18 protein-coding genes are annotated in these 16,983 nt (G+C 71.6%); 12 read left to right on the forward strand and 6 right to left on the reverse strand.

What is annotated here, in order from left to right; all coding sequences use genetic code 11:
* Positions 1 to 39 precede the first annotated feature (39 nt).
* From aroC to C8N24_RS24535, 5 genes are read left to right on the forward strand one after another with little or no spacing between them, the layout of a single operon-like run.
* The gene (gene aroC / locus C8N24_RS24515) at positions 40 to 1,206 is read left to right on the forward strand and encodes a chorismate synthase (protein ID WP_147448096.1); all 1,167 of its coding nucleotides are present in this window, start codon (positions 40 to 42) and stop codon (positions 1,204 to 1,206) included.
* Complete coding sequence (locus C8N24_RS24520) at positions 1,188 to 2,699, forward strand: bifunctional shikimate kinase/3-dehydroquinate synthase (protein ID WP_121255103.1); 1,512 nt, start codon at positions 1,188 to 1,190, stop codon at positions 2,697 to 2,699. The genes aroC and C8N24_RS24520 overlap by 19 nt, the downstream gene beginning before the upstream one ends.
* On the forward strand, positions 2,696 to 3,136 hold the full coding sequence (locus tag C8N24_RS24525; RefSeq protein ID WP_121255105.1) for a type II 3-dehydroquinate dehydratase: 441 nt from the start codon (positions 2,696 to 2,698) through the stop codon (positions 3,134 to 3,136). The genes C8N24_RS24520 and C8N24_RS24525 overlap by 4 nt, the downstream gene beginning before the upstream one ends.
* Positions 3,124 to 4,179: a M24 family metallopeptidase gene (locus tag C8N24_RS24530; RefSeq protein ID WP_121255107.1), complete on the forward strand. Its 1,056-nt coding sequence runs from the start codon at positions 3,124 to 3,126 to the stop codon at positions 4,177 to 4,179. The genes C8N24_RS24525 and C8N24_RS24530 overlap by 13 nt, the downstream gene beginning before the upstream one ends.
* A 60-nt stretch (positions 4,180 to 4,239) precedes the next feature.
* Positions 4,240 to 5,811 (forward strand): IPT/TIG domain-containing protein, encoded by a 1,572-nt coding sequence (locus C8N24_RS24535; protein ID WP_121255109.1) that lies wholly within the window; start codon positions 4,240 to 4,242, stop codon positions 5,809 to 5,811.
* Here the strand turns inward: C8N24_RS24535 and C8N24_RS24540 are convergent.
* From C8N24_RS24540 to C8N24_RS24560, 5 genes are all read right to left on the reverse strand, one after another.
* Positions 5,808 to 6,344: an OsmC family protein gene (locus C8N24_RS24540; RefSeq protein WP_121255111.1), complete on the reverse strand. Its 537-nt coding sequence runs from the start codon at positions 6,342 to 6,344 to the stop codon at positions 5,808 to 5,810. The two genes, C8N24_RS24535 and C8N24_RS24540, sit on opposite strands and share 4 nt — an antisense overlap.
* On the reverse strand, positions 6,341 to 7,225 hold the full coding sequence (locus tag C8N24_RS24545; RefSeq protein ID WP_121255113.1) for a bifunctional helix-turn-helix transcriptional regulator/GNAT family N-acetyltransferase: 885 nt from the start codon (positions 7,223 to 7,225) through the stop codon (positions 6,341 to 6,343). The genes C8N24_RS24540 and C8N24_RS24545 overlap by 4 nt, the downstream gene beginning before the upstream one ends.
* Positions 7,226 to 7,240: 15 nt before the next feature.
* The gene (locus C8N24_RS24550; RefSeq protein WP_121255115.1) at positions 7,241 to 7,765 is read right to left on the reverse strand and encodes a DUF2231 domain-containing protein; all 525 of its coding nucleotides are present in this window, start codon (positions 7,763 to 7,765) and stop codon (positions 7,241 to 7,243) included.
* Positions 7,756 to 8,571 (reverse strand): M28 family metallopeptidase, encoded by an 816-nt coding sequence (locus tag C8N24_RS24555; RefSeq protein WP_121255117.1) that lies wholly within the window; start codon positions 8,569 to 8,571, stop codon positions 7,756 to 7,758. Before C8N24_RS24555 ends, C8N24_RS24550 begins: the two co-directional genes overlap by 10 nt.
* Positions 8,572 to 8,707: 136 nt before the next feature.
* The gene (locus C8N24_RS24560; protein WP_170179242.1) at positions 8,708 to 10,036 is read right to left on the reverse strand and encodes a hypothetical protein; all 1,329 of its coding nucleotides are present in this window, start codon (positions 10,034 to 10,036) and stop codon (positions 8,708 to 8,710) included.
* Between the two features lie 70 nt (positions 10,037 to 10,106).
* Here C8N24_RS24560 and efp point away from each other — a divergent pair, with 70 nt between their 5' ends.
* From efp to dxs, 5 genes are read left to right on the forward strand one after another with little or no spacing between them, the layout of a single operon-like run.
* Entirely contained in the window at positions 10,107 to 10,673 is a 567-nt protein-coding gene (gene efp, locus C8N24_RS24565) for an elongation factor P (RefSeq protein ID WP_425474470.1), read from the forward strand.
* The gene (nusB, locus tag C8N24_RS24570; RefSeq protein WP_121255122.1) at positions 10,666 to 11,085 is read left to right on the forward strand and encodes a transcription antitermination protein NusB; all 420 of its coding nucleotides are present in this window, start codon (positions 10,666 to 10,668) and stop codon (positions 11,083 to 11,085) included. Before efp ends, nusB begins: the two co-directional genes overlap by 8 nt.
* A complete protein-coding gene (locus tag C8N24_RS33425) occupies positions 11,066 to 11,275 on the forward strand; it encodes a hypothetical protein (RefSeq protein WP_147447969.1) in 210 nt (69 codons plus the stop codon). The genes nusB and C8N24_RS33425 overlap by 20 nt, the downstream gene beginning before the upstream one ends.
* Before the next feature lie 2 nt (positions 11,276 to 11,277).
* Entirely contained in the window at positions 11,278 to 12,156 is an 879-nt protein-coding gene (locus C8N24_RS24575; protein ID WP_342794570.1) for a polyprenyl synthetase family protein, read from the forward strand.
* Positions 12,153 to 14,072, forward strand: a complete 1,920-nt coding sequence (gene dxs / locus C8N24_RS24580; protein ID WP_121255124.1) for a 1-deoxy-D-xylulose-5-phosphate synthase — start codon at positions 12,153 to 12,155, stop codon at positions 14,070 to 14,072. Before C8N24_RS24575 ends, dxs begins: the two co-directional genes overlap by 4 nt.
* A 67-nt stretch (positions 14,073 to 14,139) precedes the next feature.
* Here the strand turns inward: dxs and C8N24_RS24585 are convergent, their stop codons facing one another.
* Complete coding sequence (locus C8N24_RS24585) at positions 14,140 to 15,219, reverse strand: hypothetical protein (protein WP_121255126.1); 1,080 nt, start codon at positions 15,217 to 15,219, stop codon at positions 14,140 to 14,142.
* A 45-nt stretch (positions 15,220 to 15,264) separates the two neighbouring features.
* Here C8N24_RS24585 and C8N24_RS24590 point away from each other — a divergent pair, with 45 nt between their 5' ends.
* Positions 15,265 to 16,035 carry a TlyA family RNA methyltransferase gene (locus C8N24_RS24590; protein ID WP_121255128.1) on the forward strand — a complete coding sequence of 257 codons (771 nt, stop codon included), beginning with the start codon at positions 15,265 to 15,267 and terminating at the stop codon, positions 16,033 to 16,035.
* Positions 16,032 to 16,877, forward strand: coding sequence for an NAD(+)/NADH kinase (locus C8N24_RS24595; RefSeq protein WP_245971965.1), 846 nt, complete (start codon positions 16,032 to 16,034; stop codon positions 16,875 to 16,877). Before C8N24_RS24590 ends, C8N24_RS24595 begins: the two co-directional genes overlap by 4 nt.
* The last annotated feature ends 106 nt before the right edge of the window (positions 16,878 to 16,983 follow it).

Below are 16,983 nucleotides of genomic sequence, written 5' to 3' on the forward strand. Positions count from 1 at the left end.
TCAGTGCCCGCCGACGCTCGTAGGATCTCCGGCGTGCCATTGCACGTCGTCACCGCCGGCGAGTCACACGGGCCGGGCCTCACCACGATCGTGGAGGGCCTGCCTGCGGGCCTGGAGCTCTCTCAGGAAGCGATCGATCGCGACCTCGCGCGACGCCAGCTCGGCCACGGCCGGGGCGGGCGGATGAAGATCGAGAAGGACGCTGCCGCGGTCACCTCCGGCGTACGCCACGGGCGCACGCTGGGCGGTCCGATCGCGCTGCAGGTCGCCAACCGCGACTACAAGAACTGGGAAGAGCGGATGAACCCGTGGCCCGTCGAAGCCGACGTGCCCGAGGTCCATCTTCCGCGTCCCGGGCACGCCGACCTCGCGGGCGTCCAGAAGTACGGCTTCACGGACGTGCGCAACGTGCTCGAGCGAGCCAGCGCCCGGGAGACCGCCGCGCGCGTCGCCGGCGGGGCGCTCGCCAAGGAGTTCCTGCGCGCGCTCGGCGTCACCGTCATCTCGCACGTGACCCAGATCGGGTCGGTGCGGGCGCCGGAGACGGCCGGGTCGCTGACGCTCGCCGACTTCGACGGCGTCGACGAGTCGCCGGTCCGCTGCCTCGACGCCGAGGCCACGAAGGCGATGGTCAACGAGATCAACGTCCTGCGCAAGAAGAACGAGTCGATCGGCGGCATCTTCGAGCTGTACGCGTTCGGGCTCGTGCCCGGCCTGGGCTCGCACGTGTCCTGGACCGAGCGCATGGACGGGCTGATCGCGGGCGCGCTGCTGTCGATCCAGGCGGCGAAGGGCGTCGGGCTCGGCGACGGGTTCGACCTCGCGGGCCGGCCCGGCTCGGAGGCGCACGACGAGATCTTCTACTCCGAGGAACGCGGCTACTACCGCGAGACGAACCGCAGCGGCGGCATCGAGGGCGGCATGACCACCGGCGAGCCGCTCGTGGCGCGCGTGGCCATGAAGCCGATCCCGACGCTCACCAAGCCGCTGCGTTCGGTCGACATCTCCACCAAGCAGCCGTCGCAGGCACTGCGCGAGCGCACGGACTCGTGCGTCGTGCCGGCCGCCGGCGTGGTCGGCGAGGCGATGCTGGCGATCGTGCTCGCCGGCGCCTACCGGGACAAGTTCGGCGGCGATCACATCGACGACGTCAAGGCGTCCGTCGCGGCCTACCAGGAGCGCATCGGGTGGAAACCCCGGCCCTAGTCTTCATCGGGTTCATGGGCGCCGGCAAGACGACCGGCGCCCGGGCGGCGGCCGCGGCGCTCGGCGTGCGCGCCGTCGACACCGATCGCGAGCTCGAGCAGCGCCTCGGCACGTCGATCGAGGACTACTTCGCGTCCCACGGCGAGCGAGCGTTCCGCGAGGCCGAGGAGGACGTGGTCGCCGAGGTGCTGGAGACGGTGCCGGCGCCGGTCATCTCGCTCGGCGGCGGGTCGATCGGCAGCGCCCGCGTGCGAGAGCTGCTCGCACGCCACACGGTCGTGATGCTCGACGTGGACGAGCCGACGGCCTGGCGCCGGGCGGGCGGCAAGCGCCGGCCGCTGGCCCGCGACCGCGAGCGGTTCGCGGCGCTGCACGCCGAGCGCGCACCCCAGTACGAGGCACTCGCCGACGCCGTGCTGCTCGACGGCGGCGCGGAGACGATCCGCCGCGCGGCGGGTGCGCTGCGCCGCATCCCGCCGGGCGTGAAGGTCCTGTGGGCGGTCGCGGGCGAGCACAACTACCCGGTGTATGTGGGGGACGTGCTCGACGGGGCGTTCTGGCCGCTGCGCGGGCGCCGCTTCCTGCTGTCCGACGACGCGGTCGCGCCGCTGTACGCCGACCGCGTGCCGGAGGCGCTGGGGCCGTTCACGATGCCGCCCGGCGAGGAGGCCAAGACGCTCGCGACGGCCGAGCGGCTCCTGCGCGGGATGGCGGCGGCCGGCATGGACCACGACGACCACGTGGCGGCCCTGGGCGGCGGCGTGGTCGGCGACGTGGCCGGCTTCTGCGCGGCGGTCTACCAGCGGGGCGTCGGCGTCGTGCAGGTGCCGACGACGCTCGTGGCGCAGGTCGACTCCGCATACGGCGGCAAGACCGGCGTGGACCTGCCGGAGGGCAAGAACTACGTCGGCGCCTACCACCAGCCGCGGGCGGTGCTGTCGGACCCGCGGGTGCTGCAGACGCTGCCGCGCGAGGAGCTCGCCGCGGGCTGGGCGGAGGTCATCAAGACCGCGCTGATCGCCGGCGGGCCGCTGTGGGCGCGCGTGCGCCGCGGCGCGCAGGACGTGGACCGCGACCTCGTGCTGGCCTGCGCGCGCACGAAGCTGGGCGTGGTCGCCCGCGACGAGCGTGACGCCGGCCGCCGCCAGGTCCTCAACCTCGGGCACACGGTCGGCCACGCGATCGAGACCGCGACGGGCTACGCGCGCTATCGCCATGGCGAGGCCGTCGGGCTCGGGCTGCTGGCGGCGTTGACGCTGTCCGGCCAGGAGCGCCTGCGGGCCGAGGTGTCCGAGCTGTTGGAGGAGCACCGGCTCCCGACGACGCTTGATCCCGCCGTCGACGAGGACGCGGTGCTCACCGCGGTGCAGCGCGACAAGAAGCGGCGCGGCGGGCGTGTCGGGTTCGTCGTGGTCGACGCGCCGGGCGAGGTCCGCACGGGCGTGCCGATGGAAGACGACGCCGTCCGCGCGGCGGTCAAGGAGCTGCGATGAGGAACCGAGCCCTCGTGATGCACGGGATCAACTTCAGCGCGCTCGACCGGCGTCCGGCCGAGCACTACGGCGGGTTGACGTACGCGCAGCTCGAACGGGAGATCACGCGCTTCGGCCGCGAGCTGGACGTGACCGTCAACTGCTTTCAGTCCAACTACGAAGGCGCCTTCGTCGAGGAGCTGCACAAGGCCTCCGACTACGCGGACGGGATCCTGATCAACCCCGGCGCCTGGACGCACTACTCCTGGGCGATCCGCGACGCGATCGAGATCGCGGGGCTGCCCGCGATCGAGGTGCACCTCTCGAACGTGGACGCCCGCGAGCCGTTCCGACAGGTGTCGGTGCTCGAGGGCGTGCGCACGGGCAAGGTCGCCGGCAAGGGCGTCGACGGGTACCGGGACGGACTGCAGCTGCTCAAGGAGGCGTGGGAACGTTGAGTCGAGCGGATCGAGTCGCCGGGCGGCTGGAGGGCGTCGACGCGCTCCTCGTCACCGAGCCGGCGAACCTGCGCTACGTCACCGGGTTCACCGGCTCGAACGGGTTCGCCGTGGTCGGGCGGGACGTGCGCCGCTTCGTCACCGACTTCCGGTACGTCGAGCAGGCCAAGCTCGAGGTGCCGGACTTCGACCGCGAGCAGGGGCCGCAGGAGCTGTTCGCAGCCCTGAAGGGCTTCGGCGGACGGCTCGGGTTCGACGACGCGCACCTGTCGGTCAAGCAGCACCGGCGCCTGGAGAAGCTGCTCGAGGGGGTCGAGCTGGTGCCGCTCGGCGGCGTCGTCGAGGAGGTCCGGGCCGTCAAGGAGCCGGGGGAGATCCTGCGGATCGCGGCCGCCGCGGCGCTGGTGGACGAGATCTACGGCTGGCTGCTGGAGTACGGCCTCGTCGGCCGGACGGAGCGCGCGGTGGCGATCGCGCTCGAGCACGAGATGCGCCTGCGTGGCGCCTCGGGCCCGTCGTTCCCCTCGATCGTCGCCGCGGGCGAGCACGGCGCACTTCCGCACGCGCAGCCGCGCGAGGTCGAGATCCCGCGTGACACGCTCGTCACGATCGACATCGGCGCGGTGCTCGACGGCTACTGCTCGGACTGCACGCGGACGTGGGCGACCGGGGACCTCTCGGACCAGCTGGCGGAGATCTACGCGCTGACGCTGCGGGCGCAGGTGACCGCGCTCGACGAGGTGCGGCCGGGGCCGCTGGGCCGCGAGATCGATGCGGTCGCGCGCGACATCATCACCGCCGCCGGGCACGGCGAGCACTTCGGGCACGGGCTCGGGCACGGCGTCGGCCTCGTCACGCACGAGGCGCCGCGCCTCGCGCGCTCAGGAGAGACCGCGCTGGTTGCAGGCCATGTGGTGACCGTGGAACCCGGCGTCTACCTGCCCGGCGTGGGCGGCGTGCGGATCGAGGATCTGGTGGTCGTGACAGAGACCGGGCGCGATGTGCTTTCGCACACCTCCAAGGAGCTCCTGACCGTCGCTTAGGGTGCTCACCCCACGGGCCGGCCCTCAAGGCGGCCCGCTCGGCGGTCGATATCGAGGTCGATGGTACTTCGACCCCGCACCCGCCACCTGCGCCGCGCCGTCGTCGCGGTCGCGCTCGGCGCGCTCGTCGTGCCCGCCACGGCGGACGCGGCCAAGAAAAAGACGCCGGCGATCACGAAGGTGACGCCGAAGACCGCGTTCGTCGGCACGAAGCTGACGATCACGGGCAAGAACTTCAAGCGCGGCAAGGCCAAGAACAGCGTGCTCTTCCGTCGCGACGGCGGCAAGGCCCTGTTCGTCAAGGCCGACGTGAGCACGACCAAGAAGCTCACGGTCGTGGTGCCGAAGACCCTCGAGAAGTACATGGTCGCCAAGGGCGGCCAGCCGACCGCGACGCGGTTCCGCATCCGCGTCCTGTCGGCCAAGCTCAGCCGCTCGTACACGTCCGCCAAGGCGTCGCCGTTGATCGGCCCCGAGCAGGCGAAGACGTCCGACGTCTCCGATGGCGCCGGCGTGCCGACCGCGCCCGACGGCGACTGCGACAGTGACGGCATCAAGAACGGCGTCGACCCCGATGACGACAACGACCTGCTGGCCGACGGGCTCGAGCTCAGCCTGAAGCTCGACCCGTGCTCGGGCGACACGGACCGCGACGGCGTCGAGGACGGCTACGAGTACCAGTCGGCGATCGACCTCAACAACGACGACTACCAGTCGCCGAACACGGCGATCCCGCACCCGTACAAGTCGCCGTACCCGAACCCGCTGTTCGCGGACGCCGACAAGGACTACGACGGCGACGGCCTCGACCTGCTCGAGGAGTACAAGCTCTGGCAGTACACCTACGAGGTCAACCACACGGCCACGCGGACGCTCTCGCCGCTGTCCTACAGCGACGGCGCCCAGTACTCGCTGTCCGTCCTCGCGGGCGGCAACGGCCGCCGTACGCCGACGATGTCCGTGGCCGCGTACGTCCCGCCGCAGAACTTCCGCCTGTGGGTCGACGCGGCCGGGTTCGGCTCGGCCTGGATCTACAACCTGACCGGCCCGCACGTCGCGGTGCTCCGTGACCTGTACGACATGGACCGCAACGGCGTCGTCACGACCACGCCGACGTACGACGGCCTGAACCTCACGACGAACAACCAGCGGCGGGCCGAGCGGACGTACTGGGACCTCGACGCGGACGGCTTCGTGTCCGACGACGAGCGCGACGAGGACGCCGACGGCCTCAACAACTACTACGAGGTCAGCGGCGGACCGATGTCGCCCGAGTTCTGGCGCACGTGCTACTCGAAGGAGGGCGAGTACCCGATCAAGTACGCCGGCACGAAGGCCCACGACGCCGACAGCGACGGCGACGGCATCCTCGACGGTGCCGACGACCAGGACTTCGACGACGTGCCGAACATCATGGAGCTCAGCCGCAACCTGGCCGGCGACTGGCCGCTCGCGGGCTACTGCGACCCGGGGGTGACGCCGTATGACTCGTCGATCCCCCGCAAGGCGCTCGTGAACCCGTTCAACCCCTGCCTGCCGGACATCAACTCCCGCACGTGCCAGCGGCACCCCGTGATCACGGACAAGTACCCGCCGTTCGATCCGAACTGGCAGCCGTTCGCGCTGAACTAGGTCGTGCTCTCGAGGGCCCGCTCCGTGCGGGCCCTCGTCATCTCGGCGGCCAGCTTCGGCGCGCCGTTGAGCGTCTGGAACACCACGCAGTAGCGCTCGGTGAGCTTGAGCAGCGTGGCGAGCTGCTCGTCGTCGGCGGGCGTGTCGACCTCGAAGCGCAGGCGGATGTCGGAGAACCCGACGGGCGCCTCCCGGTCGACGCCGAGCGTGCCGCGGAAGTCCAGGTCACCCTCGGCGTAGACGTGACCCTCGGTGATCGGCACGTCGATCGCCGTCGCCACCGCCTGCAGCGTGACGCCGGCACAGGCGACGAGCGCCTCGAGCAGCATGTCGCCCGAGCACAGCAGGCTGCCGTCGCCGCCGGTGAGCGGATGCAGGCCGGCCTGGGCGATCGCGCGCCCGGTCTCGACGTTGCAGCTGACGCCCTCGCCGACCGTCCCCTTGGCCTTGAGGGTGAGGAAGGCCTCGCTCGGGTCGTCCTTGTAGCGGCTCTTCAGCGGCGCCTGGAGCGCCCTCAGCTCGTCGCGGTTCATGGCTTGAGGGTAAGGGACCAGGTCTGGGCCACGTGGTCGTGGCCGAACGAGCGCTCCGGCGTGGACTCCGCGAGCGTGAACCCGGCCCGCTCGTAGAGTCGGCGCGCGGGGTGGAGGTTGTCGTTCGTGTAGAGCGTGAGCGTGCGGTAGCCCCTCGCGGTGGCGTGGCGGACGACCTGGTTGACCAGGGTGCCGCCGACGCCACGGCCGCGCGCCTTGGGTTCGACCAGCAGCGTTCGCAGCTTGGCGGTGGTGTCGTCGGCGTGCACGCACAGGATCGCGCCGACCTTCGTGCCGTCGATCTCGGCGACCCACGCCCGGTCCCGCTCCGGGTCGAAGTCGGCGACGATCCGGGCCACGAGGCGCTCGAAGCTCTGGTCGTAGCCGAACTCGCGGGCGTACAGCTCGCCGTGGCGCTGGACCAGCCACCCGAGGTCGCCCGGCTCGAGGTCGCGCAGCGTCAGCGTGCCCTGCGGCGCGATCGCGGCCTTGAGGCTCCGCATGGCGGCGACGACCTCGTCGGGGTCGGGCAGCTCGTCGAGCACCCGGGTGATCTCGCCGGCGGACTCCGCGTCCATCTCCGCGAAGCGCGCGGCGCCGGCCTCCGTGAGGGTGACCGTCTGCCGGCGGGCGTCGACCGCGGAGGGGGCCTTGGTCGCCAGGCCCTGCTGCTCGAGCTTGGCGATGACGCGGCTGAGCTGGCCGGCGTCGATCTCGAGCGCGCGCTTGAGCTCGGCGACCTCGGTCGTGCCGTGGCTGAGCTCGTACAGCACGCGGATCTCGGGCAGCGGGCGCGCGTAGCTTCCTCGAGTGAGACCCATGCGCGCCGTGTAGAAGCGGTTGAAGTCGCGCACGGCCTCGACGTGGTGCGTCGTGACCATGCTTGACAGGATCAACTACTTGCTTGACTCTGTCAACTGCTCCTGGTCCTCCCAGACCAGCGACGAGCCGAGGTGCCCCGCCCGGATCGTGAATCCGGCGGCGCTGAGCGCGAGCAGCACGGCCAGCACCTTCAGGATCGTGGTCACTACCCGGTGCTTGACGTAGAGCAGGCCGACGAGCGCGGCGGTGAGGAGCACCATGCAGAAGCGCACGGTCTCGCCCGCGCCCTCGTGGTCCTTCATCTTCGGGTTGCCCTCGAGCCGCGGCTGGCTCTCCAGGAACGCCTCGCCGGCGCCGACCGTCAGCAGCGTCGCCGCGAGCGTGACGACGGCGAACGCGGCGAGCGGCGTTCCGAACAGGCTCGGCTTGGCGATCCCGACGAGGACGGCGATGCCGAGGATCGGCACGAACACCACGGGCACGTGCAGCAGCAACGGGTGCGCGGGCAGCCCGAACGCGCTGCTGATCTGGACCGGCCACAGCACGAGGCTGAGCACGGCCGCGACGGCGATGACGGTCTTCTGGGTTCTCAGTTCCATGTGCGTAGGAGCGGCCAGACGATCCGCAGCACGCGGGTGAACGCGCCGCGGTGCAGGCGGCTGGGAGTGTCGCATGCGGTGTGGCGGCACGAGTCGTCGGGCACGCCCAGCTTCGCGGCGGGCGCGCCGGCCCGTGCGAGCTCGCGATGGTCGGAGTTCCCCTCGCCCTGCGGATCGCGGGCGTAGCTCACGCGCTTGCCGCCGGCGTCGAGGATCCGCTGCTCGACGTCCTCCCGCGGCGTGGGCGCGGTGCTGTGCAGGACGAACCGGCTGCCCCGCCCGACCTCGTCGAGGGAGAGCGCGAGCTTCACGTCCTTCAGCCGGTTCATGCGCTCGAGGCGCCGGACGAGCGCGGACGCCCCGAGATGATCGGCCGTCTTCGTGTACGGCCGCTCCTCGGCCCCGGTCGCGACGAGCCACACGTCGCACGCCGGCGCCGGCTCCGTGGCGAGGCTCCTCGCCAGCGCGACCAACGTTCCGACGCCCGATGCGTTGTCGTCGGCCCCCGGCGCGGGCGGAACGCTGTCGGCGTGCGCCATCGCGATCACGAGGCAGTCGGCCGGCGAGTCCCTGATCCCGATCACGTCGCGCGACCGGCCCTTGCCCGGCACGTCGAACCGCTCGTACCCGACCCGCAGCCCGACCGTCCGGAACCGCGCGGCGACCCGCTGATGCGCTGCGCGCTCCTTCGCCCCGGCGGCGGGCCGAGCACCGTGCCGGGCGAGCGACACGGCGAAGTTGTAGGCCTCACCGCCGCTCGGCGCGGCCGCGGCCACCGCGCAGCAGGCGAGGAACGTCGCGATCACGCGCGCAATTTGTCACACCTGCGCGTAGATCCGTGACACCAGGCGGGGCGAAGATCCGCCCCTGGCGCGCGAGCGTCGAGTTGATTACGTCGTGGCGCGAGGTGACGAGCCGTCCGGACCGCGTGGTGGGCCGCGTTCAGCGTGTGCTGACGCGCGCCGACCCGCCGACTCCGTTGAGCCCGTGGTCGGCGTAGACGGCCAGCAGCCCGCCCGTCACGGACGGCCCGAGCCCAGGCGGCTGAAGCCCGTCGAAGGCGGTGCCGGACGAGGAGACGTCGTCGACCAACTCGGCTGCCCCGAAGGCCTCTCCCTCCGGCATCCGCGCCACGAAGACGCCGAGCGGCTGGCCGTGCCCTTCGCCGCCCGGCGTCTCGCGCAGCCAGCCGACGGCCGCGCCGCCGCCCTCGCGGACGAGTGAGCCGATCGACCCGGAGGAGTCGAGCACCTGCGGCGCTCCCCAGACCCCGGACTGGGACGCCACCCGCACGGTCGGCACGGACACGCCGGGGCGCGCCGGCACCGTCCACGCGACGACGGGCCGTCCGGTGGCGTCCACGGTCGCCGCGATCGGCCCGCGCGGATACCCGATCAGGTCGCCTTCGCCCAGTGACACGGCCGCCCGCGGGCGGTTCGACCCGACCGGGAGGATGGCGGCGGCGGCGTCGACATGGCCGGTCGGCCCCTCGGTGACCGGGTACGCCCGCCACGCGACGACGACGTTCCCGGGCTCGCCCGTGCCGACGACGATCTCGGTCGGGCGTCGCTGTCCGGCCGGCGGTGCGACCGAGGCCTCTGCGGACATCCAGCCGGTCTTCACGCGGATCGCCCGCACAGCCAGACGGCCGTTGCGCGAGTACGCGACCACCGCGCGTCCGCCCGTGTCGATCCCGACACCGACGATCGACTCGTCGTCCACGCCGGTCGTCGCGACCGTCCGGATCGTCGAGAAGCGGCCGCCGGCGGGCCGCCAGGCCACCTGGATCTCGTCGGAGCGCCCGCGGACGATGTGGTGCCACGCCGCGATCGCGGCGCCGTCCTCGTTGACCGCCAGCTGCGGCGCCCAGCGGATCGATCGCGGCCCGCCGATCTCCCGCACCGATCCCAGCCGCTCCAGCCGGGCGTCCCCGATCCGGTAGCCGAGCTGCTTGCGCTCGAGGTTCCTGCGGTCGACGATCCGCGCGTCCAGCGTCAGCACCCGTGCGACCGCGTATCGGGAAGCGGCCACGGCGGACCGTGACGTCCGCGCCCGCAGCGTCTGCGTCCCGTTCAGCGCCACGAGCGTGCGCGAGTCCTCGCCGCCGCGCCACCAGACGAGCTGTGGCGCCGCGAGGAACTTCCCGGCGCTGAGGTGGGGGAGGAGCCCCGCCTGGTCCAGCTCGTTCGCCTCTACACGGGGAGGCAGCTGGGAAACAGGGAGGGCGACGGGCGGCGTCCACGGCGGCGCGGCCTGTGCCGGTGCGGCCACCACGAGCATCACGACGGCCGAACTGGCTACGCTCTTCAGCCGCACGCTGAGCTTGTTCGCTGAGGGGCTGATTCCCACGATCTCCACCAATCAATTCAAGAACGGAAATCACATCGAGGTTGAAGGCACTGTCTTCAAGATCCTCGAGTTCCAGCACGTCAAGCCCGGCAAGGGTGGTGCGTTCGTGCGCACCAAGCTCCGCCGCGCGGCTGACGGTGCTGTGATCGATAGGACGTTCCGAGCGGGTGAGAAGTTTCGCCCGATCCACACGGAGGCGCGCAAGATGCAGTTCTTGTACGCCGACGGCACCGACGCCCACTTCATGGACGGCGAGACGTTCGAGCAGATCGCGCTCTCGGAGTCCAGCGTCGAGGAGCCGCTGAAGTACATCAAGCCGAACGAGACCATCGACATGCTCTACATCGACGGTGAGCCGGCCGACATCCAGCTCAGCGCGAGCGTCGAGCTCGAGGTCACGCACACCGAGCCCGGCGTGCGCGGCGACACCGCCTCCGGCGGTGGCAGCAAGCCCGCGACCGTGGAGACCGGCGCGACCGTCAACGTCCCCCTGTTCGTCAACATCGGGGACCGGATCAAGGTCGACACCCGCTCGGGCGCGTACATGTCGCGTGCGTAGGTCGGACCAACGCCGCGCGGCGGTCTTCGCCCTGTATCAGCACGACCTGACCAAGCGCCCGCTCGACGACGTGTTCGAGCGGGACGCGCTCCCGTTCACGCGTGCCCTGGCGCACGCCACGGCCGACTACACCCAGGAGCTCGACGGCCTGATCGCCAAGCACGCGAAGAACTGGTCGCTGGACCGGATCGCGCCGCTCGAGAAGGCGATCCTGCGGACGGCGCTGCTCGAGATGCTGCATCCCGACGTCGTCGACGCCGACACGCCGATCCCGCCCGAGGGCGCGATCGACGAGGCCGTGGAGACCGCCAAGGCCTTCTGTGGCGCTGAGGCGCCCGGATTCGTGAATGGCATCCTGGCCGCCGTCCTGCGCACTAGCATTCCCGACCCGAATGCCTCAGGACAGTCTTGAGCGTCTGATCGAGCGGCTCGAGCACGCGGCGGTGACGCTGCGGGCGAACGAGCTGCCGACGGATCGCGCGGCCGCGCTCGTCGACGAGTGCGCCCGGATGGCCGCTGAGGCGGGCTCGGAGCTCGACCGCCAGGTCCGTGCCGCGGACGTTCCCGTCGCACCCGGCCAGATGGCGCTCGGGAACAGCTGAAGTTGGGCTTCCCGGACCACCTGCGCGGAGACATCGAGGCCTACCTCGAAGGTCTGCGCTTCAGCGACGAGACGGACACCGACGGCCTCGAGGAGGCGATGCGCTACAGCCTCCTCGCGGGCGGCAAGCGCATCCGGCCGGTGCTCGCGCTCGCCACGGCGCACGCCGTCGGCATGCCGACCGAGGACGTGCTCCCGCTCGCGGGAGCGCTGGAGCTCATCCACACGTACTCGCTGATCCACGACGACCTGCCGGCGATGGACGACGACTCGCTGCGCCGCGGTCGGCCGACGTGCCACGTGGTCTACGGCGAGGGGATCGCGATCCTCGCCGGCGACGCGCTGTACGCGGAGGCGATGCGGCTGGTGCTCACGCAGCAGCGCGGGGAGCCGTCCCGCGTGCTCGCCTGCGTCGCCGAGCTGGCGACGGCGTCGGGAGTACGCGGCATGGTCGGTGGGCAGTACATCGACGTCCAAGGCCTGATTGAAAAGGGCGATGCGGAGCTGCGTCGCCTGCACGAGTTGAAGACCGGCCGGCTCATCCGCGCGGCGATCGAGTGCCCGATCCTCCTTGCCGACGAGACCACCCGCTCGACTACACTGGCTGACTTCCGCGCGTTCGCGTCAGAGCTTGGGGTCTTGTTCCAGATCGTCGACGACATCTTGGATGTGACGGGCACCGACGTCGCGCTCGGGAAGCCGCAAGGAAGCGACGAACGCCACGGCAAGGTGACCTATGTCAGCCGCTTTGGACTTGACGGGGCCCGGGCCATGGCCGAAGAATCGCATCGCAACGCACGCGCGGCGCTCGATCGGGCGGCTCCCGACAGCGCGCACGAGCTGATTCAGATCACCGACTTCATCGCCACCCGCACTTCATGACCTCACTGCTGTCCCGCATCGACCGCCCCCAAGACCTTCACTCGCTCAGTGAAGACGAGCTCCAGGCGGTCGCGCAGGAAGTGCGTGAGCTCCTGATCGACACCGTCGGAGAGATCGGCGGCCACTTCGGCGCCAACCTCGGCACGTGCGAGATCGCGGTCGCGGTCCACTCGCTGATCGACTCGCCGAAGGACAAGGTCCTGTGGGACGTCGGCCACCAGGCCTACCCGCACAAGATCCTCACCGGCCGCCGCGACCGGCTGTCGACGATCCGCCAGTACGGCGGCCTCGCCCCGTTCTGCGCGCGCTTCGAGTCCGAGCACGACATCATGGGCGCCGGCCACGCCTCCACCTCGATCGGCTACGCCGTCGGGATCAAGGAGGCCATGCTGCGCGGCGCGACCGAGGACGGCAAGGTCGTCGCGGTGATCGGCGACGGCTCGATGACCGGCGGCGTCGCCTTCGAAGCCGTCTCGCAGGCCGGTGGCCTCGGCACGCCGATCGTCGTGATCCTCAACGACAACGGCATGTCGATCTCGCCCAACGTCGGCGCGCTGTCGCGGTACATGAACCGCGTCCGGCTGGACCCGGGCCTGTGGGAGGCGCGAGAGGGCGTCGAGGAGAAGCTCACGCGGCTGCCCGCGGGCATCGGCGCGGCGTTCGAGCGCCTCGGGCCGCGTCTGAAGGAGTCCGTCAAGGCGATCTGGGCTCCCGGCCTGTGGTGGGAAGAGCTCGACTGGGCCTACCTCGGCGTGGTCGACGGCCACGACGTGCGCGCCATGCGCCGCGCCCTGAAGACGGCGTTCGAGGCCGAGCGGCCCGTCGTCATCCACTGCGCGACCGTCAAGGGCAAGGGCTTCGCGCCCGCCGAGGACGGCGGCCTGGAGGGCATGGAGAAGTGGCATGCCGCCAAGCCGAAGTCGATCTCGCAGCGCATGCCCGCGCCCTCGCGCCCGTCGTCGACGCCTGCTCCGCCGCAGTACACCCAGGTGTTCGGCGAGGCCCTCGTGCGTGAATGCGAGCGCGACGAGCGCGTCATCGGCATCACCGCGGCGATGAACTCCGGCACCGGCCTCTCGATCCTGCAGAAGGCCATGCCCGACCGCTACTTCGACGTCGGCATCGCCGAGCAGCAGGCTGTGCTCTTCGCGGCCGGCGCGGCGCTCTCCGGCATGCGCCCGGTCGCCGCCATCTACAGCACCTTCCTCCAGCGCGCGTTCGACCAGATCGTCCACGACGTCTGCCTCCAGAACCTGCCGGTCACGTTCTGCATGGACCGCTCCGGCCTGGTCGGCGACGACGGCCCGACGCATCACGGCGCGTTCGACATCGCCTACCTGCGCCCGCTGCCGAACATGACGCTCATGGCCCCCCGCGACGAGGCCATGCTCGTCCACATGCTGCACACGGCGCTGCAGATCGACGGCCCGTCCGCCCTGCGCTACCCGCGCGGCGCCGGCGTCGGCGTCGAGCTTCCGGAGACCCCCGAGCTGATCCCGGTCGGCACCGGCGAGATCCTCCGCGAAGGCGAGCGCGTGGCCCTGATCGGCTACGGCAGCGGCGTCGGCAAGGCGCTTGGCGCCGCCGACCTGCTCACCGAGCGCGGCATGGACGTCACCGTCGCCGACGCCCGCTTCTGCAAGCCGCTGGACAAGCTCCTGCTGGCCTCCCTCGCCGAGTCGCACGACCTGCTCGTGACCATCGAGGAAGGCGTCCTCCAGGGCGGCTTCGGCACGGCCGTCTGGGAGTCGTTCGCCGAAGAGGGCGCCGTCGCCCCGCGCCTCCTGCGCGTCGGCCTGCCCGACGAGTACGTCACCCACGGCGCCCCGGCGCTCCTGCACGAGGAAGTCGGCTTCACCGCGGAGGCGATCGCCGCCCGCGTCGAAGCAGCCGTCCTCGACCGCCTCGGCGTCTAGCGCCCACGAGCACGGCGCGACGCTCGTCGTCACGCCGTCGACATCTCGGCGCGCAAGCTGCGAGCCGTCAGTCGACGGTGACGACGCGGTGCGCGAGCTGCTTCGTGCTCAGCGCCGACGCGGCCGACGCGGTGGCCGTGCAGCCGCCGAACCACTTGTCGCGCGCGCCGCGCCACCACTCGCCGGCCCCGAGGGCCTCGTCCAACGGGGAGCTCGCGCAGCGCGAACGGTGCTTCTTGTTGCCGGCCATGTGGCCGAGCTCGTGCAGAAGCACGCTCTCGAGGTCGATCTCGTCCAGCCCCGGGTAAGCCGGGCCGGCGGCCCAGAGCTCGCCGGCGCGCAGGGCGAGGTCCTGCTCGATCACGCGCCCGTTGCGCATGTAGTCCGTCTGCACGCCCAGCGTCCCGGGCGGCACGTCGGCGGAGAAGCCGGCCACGCTGCGACCGTCCTGCACCCCGGCCACGATCTTCGTCGTCTTCCTGGGCTTGAGCCCCCAGCGCTTCGCGGTCGTGCGGGCCAGGGCCTTGAAGCGGCTGGCGGTGACGGCCGCGGGCAGGTTCGCCGTCGACAAGAGGAACCCGCGCGTGCCCCGCTTGCCGAACTTCGGGTACAGCGAACCTCGCCCACGGTCAGCGGACGGCAACGTCACGGTGAGCGGCTGAACCGGCCCGATCGGCTGAGCGCTGCCGACCGTGGTCCCGGGAACCACGCCGGCCGGGCCACTCGTGCCATCCGAACCGCCTGTGCCGCTCTGCGGCCCCGCTGCGCCGCCCGGGGACCCCGCCGCGCCCTCGGCGGCAGCACCCTCGTCGACCACGTACGCCTGCCAGAAGTACCGCCCCGGACGCTGTCGCAGAATCGACCGGTTCGGCACGCTCCACACCTGCAGGTCCTCGAGTGCCTGCGTCGCCGGCTCATCCAACCAGGTGCCCTCCGGCCCGGTCAGCAATCCGGACGCGTCCACGTCGTCGTTGCCCGACACCCGCACGATCACGCTGCCCGCGGGCGCGTCCGTGCGAACGGCGAACGTCAACGGCGCGCCGCGCGAGATGGAGGCGGACGGCGCTTCGTAGCTGAGCTGATAGGCCGAGGCGGAGGCCGGGAGCGCGAGCACGGCGAGGCCGACTGAGGCGAGGACGGAACGCATCGAACAACGCATCGGCCGCCTCCGAGGCCGCCTTGAGTACCGTTTGTGCCCGTGCCCCGCGTCCGCCTGGACTCCCTGCTCGCGGAACGCGGCCTGTTCGAATCACGGACCCGCGCCGCCGCCGCCATCATCGCCGGTGACGTGCACATCGGCCCTGGCCGCCGTCGCGCCGAGAAGCCCGGCCAACTCGTCGACTCCGAGGTCGAGCTCGAGGTCAGTGGCCCACCGCCGTTCGTCTCGCGCGGCGGAGTCAAGCTCGCCAACGCGCTGGACACGCTCGGCCTCGACCCCAAGGAGCGCAACGCGCTCGACGTCGGGGCCTCGACCGGCGGCTTCACGGACTGCCTGCTGCAACGCGGCGCCACCCGCGTGATCGCGCTCGACGTCGCGTACGGAGAGCTCGACTGGCGCATCCGCGAGGACGAGCGCGTCACCGTGATCGAACGGACCAACGCACGTTCCATCACGTCCGATGACCTGCCGTACGCCCCCGACCTCGTCGTCATCGACGTGTCGTTCATCTCGCTCACCAAGGTCCTGCCTGCCGTGCTCGGCACCACCGCGCCGTCGTTCGACTGCCTCGCGATGGTCAAGCCCCAGTTCGAGGTCGGCAAGGAGCGGCTCGGCAAGGGCGGCGTCGTGCGCGACCTCGAGTTGCGCCGCGAGGCCGTCCGCACCGTCGCCGCCTCCGTCGACGTCGCCGTGATGGGCAGCGCCCCATCGGCGCTCGCAGGCCCTTCCGGCAACAAGGAGACCTTCCTCTGGCTCGCCGAGCCGGGCCGCCCCGGCGCGGTCGAGGAGGTCGACGCCTGGTGACCGCCGCCGTCTTCACCCACCGGCGCGCCGGCGACACCCACGCGGCCGTCGACCTGCTGCTCGAGATCGCGCGGCGCCGCCGGGTCACGCTCCGCCTCACCCACGACGAGGCCGCCAAGCACGGGATCGAGCTCGCACCGTTCGTCGAGATCGTCGACGACCCCGGCGACGACATCGACCTCTGCATCGTCCTGGGCGGCGACGGCACGATCCTCACGGCGCTGCGGCGCTACGCCGGCACCGGCGTGCCGGTGTTCGCCGTCAACTACGGCGAGGTCGGCTTCCTGGCCACGATCGACCCCGACGGCCTCGCCGAGGACTTCGAGCGCGCCTTCTCGGGCGAGTACGACACGATCGAGCTCCCGACGATCTCGGTGGGTCGCCCAGATGGCACCTGGAGCGCGCTCAACGACATCTCCGTCCACCGCAAGGCCGGCCTGCGTGTCGCCGACCTCGCGTACGCGCTCGCCGGCGAGGAGATCGGGCGTGTCCGCTGCGACGGCCTGGTCGTCGCCACCCCGCAGGGCTCCACGGGCTACAACCTCGCCAACGGCGGCCCGGTGCTCGCCTGGGGCGTGGAGGGCTTCGTCGTCTCGTTCATCGCGCCGCACTCGCTCACGGCCCGCGCCCTCGTGGTCGCCCCCGGTGACGAGCTGACGATCAACAACGCATCGCGCGAGGAGCCGGTGGAGGTGCACGTGGACGGGCGCCCGACGCTCGAGCTGCAGCCGGGCGAGGACATCCACGTCGCCTTCGGGCTCATGCACGGCACGCTCGCGCAGCTTCCCGGCGCGTCGTTCTACCACCGCCTTCGCGAGCGCTTTGGCCGCCTGGCCCGCTAGCCAGAGCACCATCCGCCGGGAAAATCCCATGCCCGGCAGCATGTCCGAGAAAGTGTTACGTGTCTGCGCAGGCCTGTGCCAATTCTGCACCAGAACACGCGTTCGC

The sequence above is a fragment of the Solirubrobacter pauli genome (genome assembly GCF_003633755.1).
In the GTDB taxonomy this organism is placed as follows: domain Bacteria; phylum Actinomycetota; class Thermoleophilia; order Solirubrobacterales; family Solirubrobacteraceae; genus Solirubrobacter; species Solirubrobacter pauli.